26 protein-coding genes and 1 pseudogene are annotated in these 17,152 nt (G+C 59.0%); 25 read left to right on the forward strand and 2 right to left on the reverse strand.

The window, feature by feature from the left end:
- Positions 1 to 55 precede the first annotated feature (55 nt).
- The 22 genes and pseudogenes from rpsS (at position 56) to aspS (ending at position 13,559) form a co-directional block, all read left to right on the forward strand.
- On the forward strand, positions 56 to 343 hold the full coding sequence (gene rpsS / locus Q7S96_02420) for a 30S ribosomal protein S19 (GenBank protein MDO8463103.1): 288 nt from the start codon (positions 56 to 58) through the stop codon (positions 341 to 343).
- 4 nt (positions 344 to 347) lie between these two features.
- A pseudogene (rplV, locus tag Q7S96_02425) lies at positions 348 to 677 on the forward strand (50S ribosomal protein L22).
- A gap of 255 nt (positions 678 to 932) precedes the next feature.
- A complete protein-coding gene (rpsC, locus tag Q7S96_02430; GenBank protein MDO8463104.1) occupies positions 933 to 1,619 on the forward strand; it encodes a 30S ribosomal protein S3 in 687 nt (228 codons plus the stop codon).
- A 10-nt stretch (positions 1,620 to 1,629) separates the two neighbouring features.
- Positions 1,630 to 2,040, forward strand: coding sequence for a 50S ribosomal protein L16 (gene rplP / locus Q7S96_02435; protein ID MDO8463105.1), 411 nt, complete (start codon positions 1,630 to 1,632; stop codon positions 2,038 to 2,040).
- A gap of 15 nt (positions 2,041 to 2,055) precedes the next feature.
- On the forward strand, positions 2,056 to 2,262 hold the full coding sequence (gene rpmC / locus Q7S96_02440) for a 50S ribosomal protein L29 (GenBank protein MDO8463106.1): 207 nt from the start codon (positions 2,056 to 2,058) through the stop codon (positions 2,260 to 2,262).
- A gap of 4 nt (positions 2,263 to 2,266) precedes the next feature.
- A complete protein-coding gene (gene rpsQ, locus Q7S96_02445) occupies positions 2,267 to 2,509 on the forward strand; it encodes a 30S ribosomal protein S17 (GenBank protein ID MDO8463107.1) in 243 nt (80 codons plus the stop codon).
- 95 nt (positions 2,510 to 2,604) lie between these two features.
- The gene (rplN, locus tag Q7S96_02450) at positions 2,605 to 2,976 is read left to right on the forward strand and encodes a 50S ribosomal protein L14 (GenBank protein MDO8463108.1); all 372 of its coding nucleotides are present in this window, start codon (positions 2,605 to 2,607) and stop codon (positions 2,974 to 2,976) included.
- Between the two features lie 20 nt (positions 2,977 to 2,996).
- Complete coding sequence (gene rplX / locus Q7S96_02455; protein MDO8463109.1) at positions 2,997 to 3,308, forward strand: 50S ribosomal protein L24; 312 nt, start codon at positions 2,997 to 2,999, stop codon at positions 3,306 to 3,308.
- Between the two features lie 19 nt (positions 3,309 to 3,327).
- On the forward strand, positions 3,328 to 3,864 hold the full coding sequence (gene rplE, locus Q7S96_02460) for a 50S ribosomal protein L5 (protein ID MDO8463110.1): 537 nt from the start codon (positions 3,328 to 3,330) through the stop codon (positions 3,862 to 3,864).
- A gap of 10 nt (positions 3,865 to 3,874) precedes the next feature.
- A complete protein-coding gene (locus Q7S96_02465) occupies positions 3,875 to 4,069 on the forward strand; it encodes a type Z 30S ribosomal protein S14 (protein ID MDO8463111.1) in 195 nt (64 codons plus the stop codon).
- A 106-nt stretch (positions 4,070 to 4,175) separates the two neighbouring features.
- The gene (gene rpsH / locus Q7S96_02470) at positions 4,176 to 4,595 is read left to right on the forward strand and encodes a 30S ribosomal protein S8 (GenBank protein ID MDO8463112.1); all 420 of its coding nucleotides are present in this window, start codon (positions 4,176 to 4,178) and stop codon (positions 4,593 to 4,595) included.
- A 47-nt stretch (positions 4,596 to 4,642) separates the two neighbouring features.
- Positions 4,643 to 5,191 carry a 50S ribosomal protein L6 gene (gene rplF, locus Q7S96_02475; protein MDO8463113.1) on the forward strand — a complete coding sequence of 183 codons (549 nt, stop codon included), beginning with the start codon at positions 4,643 to 4,645 and terminating at the stop codon, positions 5,189 to 5,191.
- Between the two features lie 27 nt (positions 5,192 to 5,218).
- Complete coding sequence (gene rplR / locus Q7S96_02480; protein ID MDO8463114.1) at positions 5,219 to 5,584, forward strand: 50S ribosomal protein L18; 366 nt, start codon at positions 5,219 to 5,221, stop codon at positions 5,582 to 5,584.
- Positions 5,585 to 5,615: 31 nt separating this feature from the next.
- Positions 5,616 to 6,182 (forward strand): 30S ribosomal protein S5, encoded by a 567-nt coding sequence (gene rpsE, locus Q7S96_02485; protein ID MDO8463115.1) that lies wholly within the window; start codon positions 5,616 to 5,618, stop codon positions 6,180 to 6,182.
- Between the two features lie 10 nt (positions 6,183 to 6,192).
- The gene (gene rplO / locus Q7S96_02490) at positions 6,193 to 6,642 is read left to right on the forward strand and encodes a 50S ribosomal protein L15 (protein MDO8463116.1); all 450 of its coding nucleotides are present in this window, start codon (positions 6,193 to 6,195) and stop codon (positions 6,640 to 6,642) included.
- 13 nt (positions 6,643 to 6,655) lie between these two features.
- Positions 6,656 to 7,960 carry a preprotein translocase subunit SecY gene (secY, locus tag Q7S96_02495; protein MDO8463117.1) on the forward strand — a complete coding sequence of 435 codons (1,305 nt, stop codon included), beginning with the start codon at positions 6,656 to 6,658 and terminating at the stop codon, positions 7,958 to 7,960.
- Between the two features lie 104 nt (positions 7,961 to 8,064).
- On the forward strand, positions 8,065 to 9,465 hold the full coding sequence (locus Q7S96_02500) for an SLC13 family permease (protein ID MDO8463118.1): 1,401 nt from the start codon (positions 8,065 to 8,067) through the stop codon (positions 9,463 to 9,465).
- Positions 9,466 to 9,531: 66 nt separating this feature from the next.
- Positions 9,532 to 10,155 (forward strand): nucleoside monophosphate kinase, encoded by a 624-nt coding sequence (locus Q7S96_02505; protein ID MDO8463119.1) that lies wholly within the window; start codon positions 9,532 to 9,534, stop codon positions 10,153 to 10,155.
- Positions 10,152 to 10,931 carry a type I methionyl aminopeptidase gene (gene map, locus Q7S96_02510; GenBank protein MDO8463120.1) on the forward strand — a complete coding sequence of 260 codons (780 nt, stop codon included), beginning with the start codon at positions 10,152 to 10,154 and terminating at the stop codon, positions 10,929 to 10,931. The genes Q7S96_02505 and map overlap by 4 nt, the downstream gene beginning before the upstream one ends.
- Before the next feature lie 8 nt (positions 10,932 to 10,939).
- Positions 10,940 to 11,317, forward strand: a complete 378-nt coding sequence (locus Q7S96_02515) for a RuvX/YqgF family protein (GenBank protein ID MDO8463121.1) — start codon at positions 10,940 to 10,942, stop codon at positions 11,315 to 11,317.
- A gap of 31 nt (positions 11,318 to 11,348) precedes the next feature.
- Positions 11,349 to 12,083, forward strand: coding sequence for a DNA repair protein RecO (recO, locus tag Q7S96_02520; protein MDO8463122.1), 735 nt, complete (start codon positions 11,349 to 11,351; stop codon positions 12,081 to 12,083).
- A gap of 105 nt (positions 12,084 to 12,188) precedes the next feature.
- On the forward strand, positions 12,189 to 13,559 hold the full coding sequence (gene aspS, locus Q7S96_02525) for an aspartate--tRNA(Asn) ligase (protein ID MDO8463123.1): 1,371 nt from the start codon (positions 12,189 to 12,191) through the stop codon (positions 13,557 to 13,559).
- Positions 13,560 to 13,726: 167 nt separating this feature from the next.
- Here the strand turns inward: aspS and Q7S96_02530 are convergent, their stop codons facing one another.
- Positions 13,727 to 14,098, reverse strand: a complete 372-nt coding sequence (locus Q7S96_02530) for a hypothetical protein (GenBank protein ID MDO8463124.1) — start codon at positions 14,096 to 14,098, stop codon at positions 13,727 to 13,729.
- Between the two features lie 565 nt (positions 14,099 to 14,663).
- Here Q7S96_02530 and Q7S96_02535 point away from each other — a divergent pair.
- The 3 genes from Q7S96_02535 to Q7S96_02545 all read left to right on the forward strand — a co-directional run bounded on the left by Q7S96_02535 (position 14,664) and on the right by Q7S96_02545 (position 16,173).
- Positions 14,664 to 14,858: a hypothetical protein gene (locus Q7S96_02535; GenBank protein MDO8463125.1), complete on the forward strand. Its 195-nt coding sequence runs from the start codon at positions 14,664 to 14,666 to the stop codon at positions 14,856 to 14,858.
- A 260-nt stretch (positions 14,859 to 15,118) separates the two neighbouring features.
- Entirely contained in the window at positions 15,119 to 15,691 is a 573-nt protein-coding gene (locus tag Q7S96_02540) for a hypothetical protein (GenBank protein ID MDO8463126.1), read from the forward strand.
- Between the two features lie 176 nt (positions 15,692 to 15,867).
- Positions 15,868 to 16,173, forward strand: a complete 306-nt coding sequence (locus Q7S96_02545) for a hypothetical protein (GenBank protein MDO8463127.1) — start codon at positions 15,868 to 15,870, stop codon at positions 16,171 to 16,173.
- Between the two features lie 298 nt (positions 16,174 to 16,471).
- Here Q7S96_02545 and Q7S96_02550 read toward each other — a convergent pair whose 3' ends face one another.
- Positions 16,472 to 16,933, reverse strand: coding sequence for a hypothetical protein (locus tag Q7S96_02550; protein MDO8463128.1), 462 nt, complete (start codon positions 16,931 to 16,933; stop codon positions 16,472 to 16,474).
- Between the last annotated feature and the right edge of the window lie 219 nt (positions 16,934 to 17,152).

The raw sequence follows: 17,152 nt of genomic DNA on the forward strand, positions 1-17,152 counted from the left end.
CGGTACGACGTCGTTCTGAACTTGCAGCTTGCAGCTGACCGCTGCAGCACCCCCTATGTCTCGATCCCTCAAGAAAGGACCGTTCACGGATCCCAAGCTCATGAAGAAGGTTGGGAAGCTCAAGGTTGGTGATCACACGATCATCAAGACGTGGGCTCGTGCGTCGACGATCACGCCGGTCATGGTGGGCTTCACGTTCGCCGTACACGATGGTCGCAAGCACGTTCCCGTGAAGATCTCGGAGCAGATGGTGGGGCACAAACTTGGAGAGTTCGCATCAACCCGAACGTTCCGCAGGCACGGAGGGAAGCTCGTGAAGGCCGAGGCGCAGCAGAAGAAGTAACGATATGCAGGTCACCGCACATCTCAGCCGACTCCGCATGTCACCGCGCAAGGTTCGCCTCGTTGCGAATCTCGTGCGTGGTATGGACGTTGTGGAGGCAGATGCACAGCTCGCGAATCTCGCGAAAGCCGCAGCGCGACCCATGCGGAAGCTCGTTGCTTCCGCGGTAGCGAATGCGGTGCACAATTTCGCGTTCGATGCGGGGAATCTGTTCATCGAGAACGTGCTCGTGGATCAGGGTCCGACGCTGAAGCGCTTCCGCGCTCGCGCGTTCGGGCGCGCTGCAACGATCCGCAAGCGGACGAGCCACATCACGGTCGTCCTCGGTGAACGCACACCGACATCGCCGGAGTCGCGGCCGACTCCTGCGGGCAAGCAGCGGGCCACGCCGATCACCCCAACGATGGTCGCCGATCGCGCGACGGCAGTCCGTGAACAGGCGACATCTGCAGAGGAGGACGAAGCGGGTGGCGCGCCCACCGCGAAGACCTGGAAGCAGGATGCAGGCAAGAGCGTCGGCAGGCAGCGCGGGTTCTTCCGTCAGTTCATGAATCGTCGTTCCGGCGAGCGGTAAGTGGAACCGAAAGGTATGGGAAAGAAAGTTCACCCAACGGCATTCCGACTTGGTATTCTCACGACATGGTCGTCGCGTTGGTTCGCCGACCGTCGGTCCTACCGCACGTACCTCGAGCAGGACGTGGGAATTCGTACGATGATCAAGTCGCGGTTCCGTGAGGCGGGTATCGCGGATGTCGTCATCGAGCGCAACGCGAAGAACATCGCGGTGACGGTTCACGCATCACGCCCCGGTGTCGTCATTGGGCGCGGTGGACAGGGCGCAGAGAAGCTCAAGCAGGATATCCGCACGAAGTACTTCGTCGGTGCCGACTCCTCGGTGCTCCAGCTCAACATTGTGGAAGTCGAGCGCGCTGCGCTCAGTGCGCCCGTCGTTGTGCAGCAGGTGATCCAGGAGATCGAGCAGCGTATGCCATTCCGTCGAGTGCTTCGGCAGGCGTTGGGTCGCGTGGAGCGTGCCGGCGCGCTCGGTGCACGCATCCAGGTCTCCGGACGCCTGAACGGCGCTGAAATCGCACGGCGGGAGTCGGTGCGTGTCGGATCAGTCCCACTCCAGACCCTCCGTGCTGATATCAGCTACGCGCAGGACTTCGCCAAAACGATCTACGGTTCGATCGGCGTGAAGGTGTGGATTTACCGTGGCGAGGTGTTCGAGGAGAAGCGAGGAGAGCACCGTCGCGCTCCTCTTGCACGGAAGTAGTCCATCATGTATGCTGATGCCGAAGAAGCTCAAACACCGGAAGTTGCACAAGGGCCGCGGTCGCCGTATGCACCCTGCATCGCGGAAGACGACCGTCGCGTTCGGCGAGCTTGGACTCAAGTCGCTCGGGGAGCACTGGGTGACTGCACGACAGATTGAGGCCGCACGTCGTGTCATGAGTCGTGTGACGCGCAAGGGCGGCAAGCTCTGGATTCGCATCTTCCCCGACCATCCGGTGACGGCGAAGGGCAACGAGGTTCCCATGGGTGGAGGGAAGGGGAATGTGGATCACTACGTCGCGGTGGTGCGTCCGGGGATGGTACTCTTTGAGATTGGCGGGGTCAGCGCAGAGGAGGCCCGCATGGCCCTGCGACTCGCCGGTCATAAGCTCCCCATGAAGACGAGGGTCGTTGAACGGTAGCGCGACGCGTACGGTATGGATATCAAAACAATTCGTGAAAAATCAGACGCAGAGATTGTGACGCTGCTCGACGAGTATCGCACGAAACTCGAGGAACTTCGCTTTCGCGTCCGTGCTCGTGAGCTGAAGAACGTCCATGAACTCCAGCATACTCGACGTGCAATCGCGCGTATGCTCACCGTGCGCAACGAGCGCACGCGTGTCGTCGCCTCACCGGTGTAACCCTATGGAGAAGTCCACGAGTACCCTGCGAAAGCTCGAGGGAACCGTCGTCTCGACGGCGATGGAAAAGACGTGCGTCGTTCGCGTTGATGGTTTGAAGATGCACCCGAAGTACCAGAAGGCATACCGCGTGAAGCGGAACTACCACGTCCATGATCCGGAAGGCCGTGCGCAGGTCGGCATGGTGGTTCAATTCATTGCCTGTCGCCCCATTTCGAAAACGAAGCGTTGGCGACTCCTCGCATAAGTAGCTGCAAGCCGACAGCACCAAGCTCCAAGCTCGGAAGACCGTCCGTAGATTCCGTACTTGCAGCTTGCGGCTGTCAGCTTCAAACTCGCCGTATGATCCAGCATCGAACAATGGTGAAGAGTGCGGATAACACCGGAGCGAAGAAGCTCCAGTGCATCCGCGTGCTCGGCGGGTACCGGAAGCGCACCGCACGTCTTGGCGATGTGGCGACGTTTGTCATTAAGGAAGCGACTCCGCATAGCGGCGTGAAGAAAAGCGACATCGTCCACGCGGTGCTCGTGCGCACGAAGAAGGAGACCCGGCGGCAGGATGGGAGCTACGTGCGCTTCGACGAGAACGCCGTCGTCATCGTGGATAAGAAGTCGAAGGAACCGAAGGGGACGCGCATCTTTGGCCCGATTGCCCGTGAGTTGCGCGGACAGGGATTTCAGAAAATCATCTCACTGGCCCCCGAGGTGGTGTGATACGCTTACAGCCCACGCATATGCGCATCAAAAAAGGCGACACCGTGACGATTCGCACCGGACGTGACCGCGGGAAGGCGGGGAAGGTGCTCCGTACCATTCCGGGCCGCAGCGCGGTCGTCGTGGAGGGGTTGAATGTGCTCGTGAAGCACCTCCGTCCACGCAAGCAGGGCGAGCACGGACAGCGCGTGCAGTTTCCGGCACCGCTCCCCGCATCGCGTGTGATGCTCGTTTGCCCCAAGTGCAGTGGGTCAACGCGGATCGGCATGCGGCGGTTGGAGGATGGATCGCGGCAGCGGCAGTGCAAGAAGTGCGCGCAGACGTTCGCCTGAAGGACTAGTCACTACTGTTATGACCCTCAAGGAACGCTACCACAAGGAGATTATTCCGAAGCTCATGGCAGAGCTCGGCACGCCGAACCCGATGGCCATCCCGCGCATCGAGAAGGTTGTATTGAATTCTGGAACGGGCGGTCCGGCGCGCGGTGACAAGATTGCGGACATCGCGGCGCAGACCCTCGAGCGCATCTCCGGCCAGCACCCCGTTCGGACGATGGCTCGGAAGTCCATCGCGGCGTTCAAGATTCGCGAGGGGAACGCCGTTGGCGTTATGGTGACGCTCCGCGGGCAGCGGATGTGGGATTTCCTGGAGAAGTTTATAACGGTTTCCCTCCCGCGCGTTCGTGACTTTCGTGGGCTCTCGCCAACGAATGTTGACACGCAGGGGAATTGTTCGGTAGGATTTCGAGAGCACGTCATGTTCCCGGAGGTGGCGTCGGATGCGGTGGACCAGATCCACGGTTTGCAGGTGACGATCGTGACGAGTGCACACGATCGGAAACGCGGCCTCGCGCTCTTCAGCGCACTGGGGTTCCCCTTTCGGTTGTAATACTCCTCATATGGCTCGAACAGCAATCATCGTGAAGGCCGCGCGCTCCCGTGTGAATCCCAAGTTCTCGTCGCGCGTCCTGCGTCGCTGCTGGCGGTGTGCCCGAGGTCGCGGGTTTATGCGCGATTTCGAGCTCTGTCGCATCTGCTTCCGCGAACTCGCGAACCGTGGTGAACTTCCGGGAATTAAAAAGGCAAGTTGGTGAATTGTAAGCAATAAGCTGACAGCCACAAGCCACAAGCGAGGAACCGTGGACGGCCGAATACACTCCTCACTTGAATCTTGCAGCTGTCAGCTTGCAGCTCATACGTATGATGACCGACCCGATTGCTGACATGCTCACCCGGATCCGGAATGCACAGTCCGTTGGAAGGCCAACGGTGCAGCTTCCGGCGTCCAAGGTGAAGCGCGCCATTGCGGAGCTCCTCGCACGCGAGGGGTGGCTTGCCCGCGTGGACGTGCGCACGCCATCTACCGGGAAGCGTGGCGAGCAGTCACCGCATCACGAGCTCGTCCTCACGCTGCGCTACCGTCGGCCTGGAGAACCACAGATTCAGTCCATTCGTCGCATCTCACGGCCGGGTCATCGCGTCTACGTCAAGCATGGAGCGATCCCGACGGTGAAGCGTGGAGCTGGTATGGCAATCCTTTCCACCCCACAGGGGATTGTGACGAACCGTGAGGCGAAGGTCGCGGGTATCGGCGGCGAACTCATTTGTGAACTGTACTGAAGGAGCCCGTGTGCGTCGCCGTTCGTCAACCGTATACCCACCAACGTATGAGTCGAATCGGGAAACAACCCATCCGCATTCCGGACCAGGTCACCGTTACACGGGGAGATGGTCGTGCGGTCGTGCGTGGACCAAAGGGTGAAGTCCTCGTACCAATTCACCGCAACGTGATGGTGGACGAGCAGGGAGGAGTGCTCACCGTCACCGTCGTGCGACCGAACGTCAAGGATGATCGCGCGCTCTGGGGGCTCACGACGCGACTCCTCACGAACGCGATCCTCGGTGTCACCGTTGGCTACACGAAGCGGCTTGAGGTTCATGGCGTTGGTTTTCGCGTGACGGCGAAGGGGAGTACACTCGAGTTCCTCCTTGGATACTCGCATCCAGTCCCCTTCGAGCTGCCGGACGGCGTGACGGCGACCATCGAGAAGAATACGGTGACCGTTTCCGGTATTGACAAGCAGCTCGTCGGCGAAGTCGCGGCGAAGATGCACGCGCTCCGGAAACCCGATGCGTACCACGGAAAGGGCGTGCGGTACTCTGGCGTGATCCTGAAGCTCAAGCCCGGGAAGGCCGCGAAGGGAGCCGGAGGGTAGGCGTTCACCATTTGTACACTGATACGTATGTCCAAGCGTTTCATCATTCGCATGTCACCGCGAGCACGTCGCCACCGACGCGTGCGTGCGCGTATCATCGGTACCGCGCAGCGGCCGCGGCTTTCGGTTTTTCGTAGTGCGAAACACGTGTACGCGCAGCTCATTGACGATGCTGCCGGCCGCACCGTTGCAGCCGCATCTGATAGCGATGTCTCCGTGAGCGATACCGCATCACGGAAGACCGCCATCGCGCATGCGGTCGGGGGTGTACTCGCGAAGCGTGCAGTGGCACTCGGGGTCTCTGCGGTGGTGTTCGATCGTGGCGGGTACACGTACCACGGCCGTGTGCAGGCAGTCGCAGACGGCGCGCGTGAGGGCGGTCTCACTCTGTAGGTGGCGTTGAGCACCAAATACAACGATGCGTATGCCAGGAATAAAGGACAAGAAGACCGAGGCGCGACCGTCGGGAGCGCGTGGTCGCGGTGCCGCAGGGGGGCGGGGACGCCCCGATGGTCGCGGGCGCGGGCCACGTCGTGGTGAGCACGAGCGCGAGAAGGAGGAGTTCGAGCAGAAGATTCTCGACCTCGCGCGCGTCACACGCGTGACGGCAGGCGGCAAGCGCATGCGTTTCCGTGCGTGCGTTTGCTTGGGTGACAAGAAGGGCCGCGTTGGTATCGGTGTCGCGAAGGGTGCCGATGTCTCCACCGCGATCTCGAAGGCGACCACGCGCGCGAAGCGGGAGATTATCACCGTGCCGATGGATCGCGAGACCATCCCCCATGACATCGAGGTGAAGTTTAAGGCCGCGAAGGTCCTCATGAAGCCCGCACCGAAAGGGAGCGGCATCATTGCCGGTGGTGTGGTGCGGCTCGTCCTCGATCTCGCAGGCGTGTCGAACGTCTCCGCGAAAATGCTCGGATCATCGAACAAGGTATCCAATGCGAAGGCGACCATGCTCGCGCTCTCCTCGCTTCGTGCTCGCACGCGTTGAGCTCCCACCTATGTACTCCCTCCACACGCTCAAGCCATCTCCGAAGAGCACCCACACGACGAAGCGACTTGGTCGCGGTCATGGTTCTGGTCGCGGGAAGACCGCAGGGCGCGGCACGAAAGGACAGAAGGCCCGCAGCGGCGGTCGCGGCGGTCTCAAGCGACTCGGCATGCGTCCGATGCTCCTCCAACAGCCCAAGAAGCGCGGGTTCCGGAGTCCGCACGAGAAGTGCGCTTCGGTGAACATTGGTGATGTCGCCGCTGCGGTTGCCGCGGGGACAACCGTCACGCCAAAGATTCTCGTCGGTGTGCGGCTCATCGCGCACCGCCGTCACGGCGCGAAGGTACTCGGTGGTGGCACGTGCGACAAGCAGTTGGTCTTCAAAGGCCTCGAGGTCTCCGCGAGTGCAAAGGCGAAGATTGAAGCAGCGGGCGGTAGCGTCATCACGGAAACGCGTTGAGCACACGTCGGTGATGCCGACGCGTGCAGGAGTTATGCTCGATACGCTCAAGACCATGTGGAAGGTGCGCGAGGTCAGGAACGCCATCCTGTTCGTCTTGGGCATGCTCGCCATTTTCCGATTCCTCGCGCACATTCCGGTGCCCGGTGTTGATGTTGCAGCACTCGAGCAATTCTTCGCGTCGAGCGCAATCCTCGGACTCCTCAACGTCTTTTCCGGAGGCACCATGGAGAACTTCTCCATCGTCGCGTTGGGTGTAGCACCGTTCATCACCGCGTCCATCATCTTCCAGCTCCTCGGGATGGTCATTCCGGCGATCGAGGAACTCCAGAAGGAGGGCGAGTACGGTCGGCGGAAGATCAACCAGTACACGCGTCTCCTCTCCATCCCGCTCTCCATCATGCAGGGGTTTGGACTCATGACGCTCGTGCGCCAGTCCAATGCGGCAATCCTCCCGGACCTCAGCATCATGCAGACCGTCATGCTCCTCACGACGGTGACCGCGGGCACGGTATTCCTCATGTGGCTCGGCGAGCTCATCTCGGAGAAGAACGTCGGCAACGGCATTTCGCTCATGATTTTCGCTGGCATCATCTCGATACTCCCGCAGGCCGTCCAGCAGACGGCACTCACGTTTGATGTTTCGCGGCTCGTACAGCTCCTCGTCTTCGTCATACTCGCGATCGTGACGATCATTGGCGTGGTCGCGCTCACCGAGGCACAGCGGAACATCCCCGTCTCCTACGCGCGGCGCGTTCGCGGGATGCGCATGGTGGGGGGGTTGAACACGCACCTGCCATTGCGCGTGAACATGGCCGGTGTTATCCCCATCATCTTCGCAATCTCCATCATCCTCTTCCCACCGCTCCTCGGGCAGTTCTTCATCCACGCGAAGACCGCGTGGATCGCGCGCGGTGCCGAGCTCATGATCACCATCTTCCAGAACCAAGTGTTCTACGGCATCGCGTACTTTTCCCTCGTGTTCATCTTCACGTTCTTCTACACTGCCGTCGTGTTCCACCCACAGCAGATTGCGGAGAATCTTCAGAAGCAGGGTGGTTTCATTCCAGGCATTCGGCCTGGCCGCGCGACAGCCGAGTATCTCCAGTTCGTGACGAATCGTATCATCTTCTTTGGCGCGGCATCCCTCGGTCTCATTGCCATCCTCCCGATCCTCACCCAGCCGCTCATCCCGGGCGCCGCGCAGCTCACGACGATCGTCGGCGGCACCTCACTCCTCATCATCGTCTCCGTCGTCATCGAGAGCGTGAAGCAGGTGGGGAGTCAGCTGACGATGCGCGAGTACGAGGGACTGTGAGGAAACGCAGAATGAAGAACGTAGAATGCAGAACTGAGGACCCCCGCGGCAGATGCCGAACGGGGGTTTGGTATACTGCGGGGGATGAGAGACGATAGTGTACTATGGCCATCGCCATCGCGACGTTCGTCATCGCCTACCTACTCCTCATTGATGGGTACTATCGTCGTACCGCTGTGGTGCTCGTCGCGTCGGTCTTCCTGTTGCTCACGGGGATCGTCACGCCGCTTGTCGCGTTTCGGTCCATCGCGTGGGATGTGCTCGGCGTGTTCTTCGGGATGCTCGTCCTCTCGGACCTCTTCGTGGAGTCGCGGATGCCGGCGGTGATCGCCGCGTGGATCAGTCGGAAGACCGCGAGTGTCGCCGGTGCGATTTTCGGACTCGCGGCGTGCGCGAGCGTGCTCTCGTTGGTCCTCGAAAACGTCGCGGTAGTGCTCATTTTTGCACCGGTTGCGCTCGCACTCGCAAAGCGGCTTGGCACGAGCGCAGCGCCGTTGCTCATCGGCATCGCCATTGCAGCGAACCTCCAGGCCGCGGCACTGATGGTTGGCGATCCTCCCGCGATGTACCTGGGGACATACGCCGGACTCTCATTCAATGATTTCCTCTGGCACGATGGCAGGCCTGGGATCTTCTTCGCCGTTCAACTCGCGACGATGGCCGCGCTCGCGATGTTCTGGTTGCTCATTCGCAAGCATCGTGCAGCCGTCCCTTCGTTTCCCGTTGAGGTACCAAGTACCGTGATGCCGACGGTGCTGCTCGTGGGTGTTATGGTGGCACTCCCGCTCGTGGTGCTGCTCGCGAGTGGTACGCCGCACGTCACGACGTACACGGTGCTGACGTTCGCCGCGGTGGGGTGGCTCTGGCACCTCGCGCGACATCACCTGCGAGCAGCGAACGGCAATGAGGGTGGGCTGGTGCACACGCTCTTCTTCCACCGTATGCCGCGTGCGTCGGAGGTAGGCGTTGCGCGCCCGCTCTCGCAGCTCCAGCGGCGTTTTCTCTCGATACGCGATCGGTTCGGTGGTGGTCACCGGCTGCTGCGTGAACTCGATTGGGAGACGATGCTCTTCCTCATCGGCGTGTTCATCCTCGTTCAGGGATTGGTGACCACGGGCGCAATTGATGCGCTCGCGGGATGGCTGGCGCACGTCGCGGGCACGAGCACGCTGCGTACGTACGTCCTCCTCATCGTGTTCGCGGTGGTGGTCTCTGCGTTCGTGGATAACATTCCGTTCATTGTCGCGATGCTGCCGGTCGCTTCCCACCTCGCGCTCGGCCTCGGCATTGATCCCTTCCTCCTCTATGGAGGGCTGCTCCTGGGCACGTCCGTGGGTGGAAACATCACCCCGATCGGCGCGAGCGCAAACATCGTCGCGTTCCGTTGGCTCCAGCGGTACGCGGATGAGCCGATATCGTTTGGCGGGTTCGTGAAGTTTGGGCTCCCCATGACGCTCGCCGCCATGATCGCTGCCGGTGTCTTTGGCTGGTTCGCGTGGCAGTGAGTAAGTACGTGCTAGAGTGAGAGAGAGTAGGTTATTGTCAGAAACGTTATGATCTATCGTATTGCTATGCTCGGTCCCCAGGGGTCTGGGAAGGGGACGCAGGCCCGCTTGCTCGCCGCAGAGCTCGGCGTACCCGTCGTTGCACCCGGGAAGATGTTCCGGCAGGAGATCGCGCGCGACACGGCACTCGGGAGGCGTGTGGCACCGATGATCGAGCGCGGGGAGATGGTCCCGAACGCGATTACGAACACGATGGTGCGGGAGCGACTCGCGCAGTCGGACACCGCCGGCGGGTACATCCTCGATGGTTACCCCCGCGATCGCGAGGAGCTCGAGGCGTACGACGGTTTCGCGGAACCCTTCACGCACGTCGTCCTCCTTGATCTCGACGACGCAACAGCGGTCGAGCGCCTCGCGCACCGGTGGATCTGCATCTGCGGAGCGCCGCACTCCGATCGGGAGCTCACGCTCAGCCAGGGCGCGGAAGCCGCATGCGCGGCGTGCGATGGGACGCTCGTCCATCGGAGCGATGACGAGCCGGATGCCATTCGCCGTCGCCTCCGCACGTACCACGCGGAGACCAAACCCGTCCTCGTAGAGGCGCGTGCGCGGGGCGTGCTCGTGGAGATTGATGGGAGCGGGACGATCGATGAGGTCTTTGGAGTCGTGAAGAACGCACTCGGTCTATGATCGCACGCAACGCAGAGGATCGGAAGACGCTCCGCGAGGGCGGCAAGCGGCTTGGCCGCGTGCTCGCCGCGTGCGCGGCGGCCGCGGTTCCCGGTGTGGCGATCGCAGAGCTTGATATGCTCGCCGAGCGCCTCATTCTGGAGGCCGGTGGGCGTCCAGCGTTCAAGGGGTACCGCCCGAGCCGTACGTCCGCGCCGTTTCCGGGGACGCTCTGTGTCTCGGTGAACGACGAGGTGGTCCACGGCGTTCCGACGCGCAGCATCACGCTCGCGGAGAGAGATCTCGTGGGGCTCGATATCGGAATGCAGTGGCCAAGCGCGGGCGGACTCTACACCGATACCGCGCTGACGGTGTGCGTCGGTGGTTGCACACCGGAGCAGCAACGCCTCGTGGAGGTAACGGAGCGCGCGCTCGCCGCAGGCATTGCCGCTGCCGCCGTCGGCAGTCGCATATCCGATATCGCGCGCGCGATTCAGGAGATCGTCGAGCCGGCGGGTTTCGCGATTGTCCGCGATCTCGTTGGTCACGGCGTCGGTGGTGCGGTGCACGAGGACCCGCAGGTTCCCAACTACTGGGACGCGCACCAGGTGGACACGGAGCTCCTCGACGGCCATGTCCTCGCGCTCGAGCCGATGGTGACGGCAGGTGGGTGGCGCGTCGTAGTGGACGAGGATGCGTGGACGATTCGCACGCAGGATCATTCCCTCGCCGCACACGCCGAACACACGATTCTCATTACGAAATCCGGTACGGAAATTCTTACCCGCGCCGCGTGACCGCAGGTATGGTTATCCTCGGCGTTGACTACGGATCGGTGAAGGTGGGGTTGGCGATCGCTGCGGGTCTGGTTGCTGCCCCGCTGCGCGTCGTCCCCGCACAGGATGCCCGTTTCCTTCGCGAGGAGCTCCGGCGCGCCATTGTGGAGTACGACGTGGGGATGGTCGTCGTCGGGATGCCGAAGGAGGACCGCGAGCGCGTGGAGGCGTTCGTCGCATGGCTCCGGCGCGAGCTCACGCAGCCGGTTGTCGTGGAGGACGAGCAGCTCACCACCCAGTTTGCCAAGCGGCTCATGCGCGGTTGGAAGGGGAAAGCCGAAGACGACGCGATCGCCGCCGCGCTCATCGCTCAGACGTACATCGAGCGGAGCGCGGAAGGAATGTGAGAGATATGAGAAAGCGTGCTTCTCTCTTCGTATGACCTACGCCGCAACCGCCATCATCCTCCGGCGGCAGGATGCGCATGAGTGGGATCGCCTCTACACCGTCTACACTCGCGAGTACGGGAAACTCCTGCTCGTGGGGAAGGGGACGCGACGTCCGCGTGCAAAACTCGCGAGTCACCTCGAGCCATTCGGCGAGACGGAGATCGAGGCCGCGCGTGGGCGTCAGATTGACCGCGTCACCTTCGCTCGTGCCATCCGAACAAACGATGTGTTCGCTTCGTCCCATGAGCACCTCGCGTGTGCGTCGTTCCTCTGCGAGTCCGTGGACGTCCTCACGAAGCAGGGCCATCCCGACCTCGCCTGCTACGATCTCCTCCGTGAAGCGCTCCTTCTGCTCCCGACGCTCCCCGCGGGAGATCGCGGTATTATTCCCGCGTTCATCCTGCGTCTCATGAGTATCCTCGGCTACGCACCCGCGCTCGCTTCGTGTATCGAATGCCGTGCGACGCTGGCGCAGCAGACCGCTGTCGCGGTGCCTCATCGCGGAGGCGTCCTGTGCGAGCGGTGTGCACCGCCAGCGGAGCGCGTGCTGCTCCCGCCACGCGACCGCACCGTCATCGAGACGCTCTGCCGTTCCCTCCTTCCGATGCCCGTGAGCAGTGCCGTTGCCGCGTTCGCCACGGACCTCCTCGCGGCGCACCTCCCGTACGCCATGCGGACGCCCTTGACGGGCGCGACGGGCTCTGCCACAGTGGCCATGTCGTGAGCGCAGGGAGCGCGTCCCGCTTGTCGGGAGGCGCTCTTCTTTTGTGCGCTGTCCACCACCGCTGACAACTTGCGCGCTTCCTCCAATGGGATACGATAGCGTTCTATGCAAGAAACACTTCGCATCGTTGACGTGCCGCAGCAGGTTGGCACAGACGTGACCATTGCCGGTCGGGTCGCATCGCGGCGGGACATGGGGAAGATCGTCTTCCTCGACGTTCGCGATCGGTACGGGCTTCTCCAGGTTGTCCTGACACCGGACGTCCCCGTCGAGGATCGCCACGCGCCCCACCCGAGCGTTCCCGGGACACCGGTAACGCAGAAGGATGTGCGCGAGGGCTCCTACGTCCGCATCACCGGACGCGTGAAGCAGCGCGGTGAGAAGTACGTGAACCCGAACATCGCGACGGGCACCGTGGAGATGGAGGCGGGTCAGATCACGATCATCGCCACATCGCAACCCTTCCCCTTCGATCCCCAGGACGATCTCCACATCGACACGTACCTCGATCACCTCCCATTCACGCTCCGTACCGACCGCGGGCGCGCGATCTTCCGCGTGCAGGCCGCTATCGTCGAGGGCTTCCGAAGCGCGCTCACGAAGCGCGGCTTCACGGAGTTCCACGCGCCGAGCATCGTCGGCGGCTCCACGGAGGGCGGGGCGAACGTCTTCACCATTGACTACTTTGGCAAGCCCGCGTTCCTCGCGCAGTCCCCGCAGTTCTACAAGCAGATCATGGTCGGCATCTTCGAACGCGCCTTCACCGTCGCCACCGCGTTCCGCGCCGAGCTCCACGCGACGAGTCGTCACCTCAACGAGTACTGCTCGCTCGACTTTGAGTTTGGCCCCATCACCGACCACCGCGATGTCATGCGCATGCAGAACGACATGCTCATTGATCTCGTCGCACACGTGCGCGCGGTCTGTGCGGACGAGATCGCCGTGCTCGGTGCCACGCTGCCGGAGGTGCCACCGACCATCCCATCGCTCAAGCTCCGCGAGGCGCAGGAGGTGCTCAAACGCGAGTTCGGCATGGATTGCGTCGGCGAGCCGGACCTCGAGCCCGAGCACGAGCGCAAGCTCTGCGAGTGGTCCGCACGGGAGCACAGCTCGGACTTCCTCTACGTCACGCACTACCCCACAGCCAAGCGTCCGCTCTACACCATGCCCGACCCCGAGGACCCCGAGTTCACACTCTCCTTTGATTTGCTCTTCCGCGGCGTCGAAATCACCACTGGCGGCCAGCGCATCCACGACTACGAAATGCTCAAAGGCAACATCGTGAAGTGGGGCCTCGATCCTGCTAAGTTCACCTACTACCTCGAGGCCTTCCAATACGGCATGCCCCCCGAAGGCGGCCTCGCCATCGGCCTCGAACGCCTCACCCAGAAGCTCCTCGGCCTCGACAACGTCAAACTCGCCACCCTCTTCCCGCGAGACATCGGGCGCATTGATGATCGGCTGTCGGCGGGATAGTGTGTTCGTTCAGGAGAACATGCAATCACTCTATGGTTATTACTGATCCGCCATCAAACGAAGGGGTTATGGTTCAGCGTGGTTGGGGATGGGTGCTCGCGTCTAGCGATAACGTCCCTCACGATCCCAGTGAGCATTGTCCAACACGGGATGTGTTTACGGGTCGGTTAGATCATGCCCGCATTCTTCTCGAGCGAGCACCAAAATTTCAGATGATAGCATCGGAGCTCATCGCTGCGGTCGGAGAGATTGGGAACAACACGTTTGATCACAACATTGGACAGTGGCGAGATGTTCCAGGGTGTTGGTTCGGGTGGATGCTTGGAGATGGACATTGGACAGCGGTGATCGCCGATCGCGGCCAGGGTATTCTTGCAACATTGCGTCGTATTCGGCCGGAGCTCCATGATGATATGGAGGCGCTTCGTGTTGCGTTCCGCGAGGTGATTTCTGGACGATCTCCCGAGCAGCGGGGGAATGGATTGAAGTTTGTTGCATCCGTCATCGGGCAACGCGGGGATCGGCAGCTTGAATTTCATTCTGGAGCAGCACAAGTCGTTCTGACATCTCCTAGAAAAGGACGGCACGAGGAATGGTCTCCATCTGTACGGGTGCTCCCGGGAACCCTTGCCATCCTTTCGGTTATGGTGTAGTATTTTGGTACAACTATGAGAATTGCATTGAGTAAATTTGGGCCCATGTTGGTCTCCCGTCCCGCAGGTCGTGATGCCCTGTTGATTGCTTCTGCATACCTTACGCCCGTATCGGAAACCGAGTCGATCGAGATCGATTTTACCGGCGTGCATGTACTCACTCCCTCATGGGCAGACGAGTTTGTTACCGGACTCCGTAAGAAATACGGAGATCGGCTCGTGTTGCTTCCCTCCGATAATGTTTCCGTAAAGCTTACCCTTGCAACGATCGGTCAATCTCCGAAAACCGGACCTGACGCGGTTTGACACGTTCTGTGGAAAAAATCGGACCTGACACGATTACCTCTCACCATCTCGTTTTCATAGCCCTCCCACACACGGCTGGGCGTTAGAAAAAAATCGGACCTGACACGATTACCGTTTGCTCGTCGAGAATTTAAAATAGAAACGTATGCTGGACCTCAAACGCACTCTACTTGCAAAGGAGTTATTTCTGGCTGCCATTATCTTCTATGCCATGGCATGGTTGATCGGAGGTATTTTTGGAGACGCGCTGAAGCTAATAGGGTTCATTGCCCTGGCCATGGCAATTATTGCTGCGATTCGTGAAGTCAGGAGAGAGGCAGCAGACAAATCAAAAAAATAAGGTAAATATAGATAGGATAATGGTAGGATAATGGTGTCAGGTCTGATTGTCCGTTAAAAAGCGGACCCGACACGATTACTCTTGGGCGGTGGCGGATGTGACGCCGTGATATGATGACCGCATGAAACCGGCACAGAGCAACATCGCTCACCTCGACGGCGCGAACGGAACGGAAGGTGCGAGCGATGGGAAAAAGAATCAGACCTGACATCATCATCCTTGCTTTCTTCCGCTTGACACCATTATCCTCCACTAAAAATATGGATAAACTAGAAAATATTTTTATTGGTTTTAGAAATAGTTCATTTGATGAAATAATCAAGTTAAATCTTAACCACACTATTTCAAACAAGGAAAAACTAATTTTTAGAACTATTTTTGAAAATTCTGCAAATTTAATTGCTTCGTTTATCAAAGAAATAAAAGCAAGTAAGTCAATAGAGGAAAAAGATTTTGACTGGATGATGCTACTTTATGTTTTTGTTTGTGTTCAAGAACTTCATGACATACTAGATCGGGTAGAGAAAACAGACGATGCTCATATAAAAAATACACTGGATGTTAATAAACAAGATTTGATAAATCATCTTAAGAAAATATTAGGTGGTAAAGATATGGGTAGTGTTGTGGATAAAACGTTTAATCACATAGAATCTTCTGATAAGGAATCGGGTAATTACAATGAATTTGTTGTTGGAAGAACTTATGTAATTTTTAGTATGTTAAAAGAAAATCAAGTTAATATTGAAAATATGTCAAGTGAAAAATTACTACAAATTTCAGAAGAAAATTATAAAAATAGTATAGTAAATTTTGTAAAGATTTGTGTCTAGTAAAGAGAGCAAGGTAGAAAAAGGGAAAAAGGAAAGGGGAGATAAAGAGAGATAAAGTGAAAAAATGGACTTGACCCCTTTCTTGTCTTTCTTGCATTTGCTGCTTTCTTGACACTATAAAATCGGACTTGACACGATTTCCGTGGACATGACACGATTTCCGACACGATTTCCATATGTGGGAGGATCTCGACAAAAAAGAAAAAGGGGAAGTCGTGAATTTGGGACTGGCTATTTTGGTCGGCTTGCTTTTCTTGACATATTTTATTCGGGGCGTGAGAGATGCTCCTCATGTAGCTGACTACCGTGAGCAATTCAGTGACTGTATGGAGGGTGCAAAGAATGGTCAGGAGCGCTATTTTTGTAAGGAGCATTTTGGTGAACCAATGCTTTGGTTACAATTCAAGGAATGCAAGAAGGACCAAAAAAATAAAGTATGTAAAAAAATATTAAATGAACAGCTAATGGATCTTTACAAATAATTTGCAGAAATCGTGTCAATGCAGAAATCGTGCGAAAAACCGTGTGCCAAATCGTGTCAGGTCTGCTCTGTTAATAAAGGGGTCAAGTCCATTTCTTCGATGATGACGGCTATAGGGAGCACGAGGTGATCGAGTGCACAGATAAAGGGGTCAAGTCCATTTATTTGACGATGACGGCTATAGGGAGCACGAGGTGATCGAGTTTGGCCCATTTCCCTTTCATAGAGGGAATACGAAGTGATCCAGAGCACTGCTTGGGGGGGGGTAGAGAAGGGTTGATCGAACGCGGCGTGCCGTCTCATTGCATCGAGCAGAGGGTTGAGAAATCCGAGACCGAGAGCTCCGGGATTGGCGATGTCGTAATGGCAGCGCAATGACGCTTGTCCCTCGTGAAGCGTGCGAGGTAGAAGGAGCAGCTCCCGCGCTCGCCGTCGTTTTGTTGCTGTGCACACGTTTGCACGGCGTTGGCAGCGTCATTGAGGTCGCAGCGTTCCTCGATATCCGCTGGACATGGTGCGTTGACGCAGACAAGTTGGTGTTCCACAGCGCTGTAGGAGCCGTTGAGTTTTCGACACCACTCCTCGGTGCGGCCGGTGACCTCGTACTGTCGCGCTGCCTGGGCAGGATCATCTGGCCATGCGGCATCATATGCCGCTCGACGTTGATCATCCGCTGCACGCCGCGCAACTGCCATGACAACGATCGCGACAACAAGCGCAGCAATGGCGAGGAGTGCGATAGTTTGGTTGCGACGCGACATACGAGCTGGTGAGGGCCGATGCTTGAGTTTAGTTTCTTATCCCGTTCAGTATAGCACGAAAATCGAAGGTGGATAAAGGGGTCAAGTCCATTTCTTTGACGATGGCGGCTATAGGGAGCACGAGGTGATCCAGTGAAAAATGGACTTGACCCCTTTCTCCTTTCTTTCCGACATTGACCCCTTTCTTTCCGACAGCATCTGGACGCGGTGCTGCTCGTG

The organism is bacterium (assembly GCA_030647005.1).
Lineage (GTDB): Bacteria > Patescibacteriota > Patescibacteriia > JACPHY01 > JACPHY01 > JAUSKG01.

What these genes read in the sequence shown, in the direction of transcription:
- rpsS (MDO8463103.1), top strand. Translation starts at nt 56, where the DNA reads ATGTCTCGATCCCTCAAGAAAGGACCGTTCACGGATCCCAAGCTCATG.
- rpsC (MDO8463104.1), top strand. Translation starts at nt 933, where the DNA reads ATGGGAAAGAAAGTTCACCCAACGGCATTCCGACTTGGTATTCTCACG.
- rplP (MDO8463105.1), top strand. Translation starts at nt 1,630, where the DNA reads ATGCTGATGCCGAAGAAGCTCAAACACCGGAAGTTGCACAAGGGCCGC.
- rpmC (MDO8463106.1), top strand. Translation starts at nt 2,056, where the DNA reads ATGGATATCAAAACAATTCGTGAAAAATCAGACGCAGAGATTGTGACG.
- rpsQ (MDO8463107.1), top strand. Translation starts at nt 2,267, where the DNA reads ATGGAGAAGTCCACGAGTACCCTGCGAAAGCTCGAGGGAACCGTCGTC.
- rplN (MDO8463108.1), top strand. Translation starts at nt 2,605, where the DNA reads ATGATCCAGCATCGAACAATGGTGAAGAGTGCGGATAACACCGGAGCG.
- rplX (MDO8463109.1), top strand. Translation starts at nt 2,997, where the DNA reads ATGCGCATCAAAAAAGGCGACACCGTGACGATTCGCACCGGACGTGAC.
- rplE (MDO8463110.1), top strand. Translation starts at nt 3,328, where the DNA reads ATGACCCTCAAGGAACGCTACCACAAGGAGATTATTCCGAAGCTCATG.
- Q7S96_02465 (MDO8463111.1), top strand. Translation starts at nt 3,875, where the DNA reads ATGGCTCGAACAGCAATCATCGTGAAGGCCGCGCGCTCCCGTGTGAAT.
- rpsH (MDO8463112.1), top strand. Translation starts at nt 4,176, where the DNA reads ATGATGACCGACCCGATTGCTGACATGCTCACCCGGATCCGGAATGCA.
- rplF (MDO8463113.1), top strand. Translation starts at nt 4,643, where the DNA reads ATGAGTCGAATCGGGAAACAACCCATCCGCATTCCGGACCAGGTCACC.
- rplR (MDO8463114.1), top strand. Translation starts at nt 5,219, where the DNA reads ATGTCCAAGCGTTTCATCATTCGCATGTCACCGCGAGCACGTCGCCAC.
- rpsE (MDO8463115.1), top strand. Translation starts at nt 5,616, where the DNA reads ATGCCAGGAATAAAGGACAAGAAGACCGAGGCGCGACCGTCGGGAGCG.
- rplO (MDO8463116.1), top strand. Translation starts at nt 6,193, where the DNA reads ATGTACTCCCTCCACACGCTCAAGCCATCTCCGAAGAGCACCCACACG.
- secY (MDO8463117.1), top strand. Translation starts at nt 6,656, where the DNA reads ATGCCGACGCGTGCAGGAGTTATGCTCGATACGCTCAAGACCATGTGG.
- Q7S96_02500 (MDO8463118.1), top strand. Translation starts at nt 8,065, where the DNA reads ATGGCCATCGCCATCGCGACGTTCGTCATCGCCTACCTACTCCTCATT.
- Q7S96_02505 (MDO8463119.1), top strand. Translation starts at nt 9,532, where the DNA reads ATGCTCGGTCCCCAGGGGTCTGGGAAGGGGACGCAGGCCCGCTTGCTC.
- map (MDO8463120.1), top strand. Translation starts at nt 10,152, where the DNA reads ATGATCGCACGCAACGCAGAGGATCGGAAGACGCTCCGCGAGGGCGGC.
- Q7S96_02515 (MDO8463121.1), top strand. Translation starts at nt 10,940, where the DNA reads ATGGTTATCCTCGGCGTTGACTACGGATCGGTGAAGGTGGGGTTGGCG.
- recO (MDO8463122.1), top strand. Translation starts at nt 11,349, where the DNA reads ATGACCTACGCCGCAACCGCCATCATCCTCCGGCGGCAGGATGCGCAT.
- aspS (MDO8463123.1), top strand. Translation starts at nt 12,189, where the DNA reads ATGCAAGAAACACTTCGCATCGTTGACGTGCCGCAGCAGGTTGGCACA.
- Q7S96_02530 (MDO8463124.1), bottom strand. Translation starts at nt 14,098, where the DNA reads ATGAAATTCAAGCTGCCGATCCCCGCGTTGCCCGATGACGGATGCAAC.
- Q7S96_02535 (MDO8463125.1), top strand. Translation starts at nt 14,664, where the DNA reads ATGCTGGACCTCAAACGCACTCTACTTGCAAAGGAGTTATTTCTGGCT.
- Q7S96_02540 (MDO8463126.1), top strand. Translation starts at nt 15,119, where the DNA reads ATGGATAAACTAGAAAATATTTTTATTGGTTTTAGAAATAGTTCATTT.
- Q7S96_02545 (MDO8463127.1), top strand. Translation starts at nt 15,868, where the DNA reads ATGTGGGAGGATCTCGACAAAAAAGAAAAAGGGGAAGTCGTGAATTTG.
- Q7S96_02550 (MDO8463128.1), bottom strand. Translation starts at nt 16,933, where the DNA reads ATGTCGCGTCGCAACCAAACTATCGCACTCCTCGCCATTGCTGCGCTT.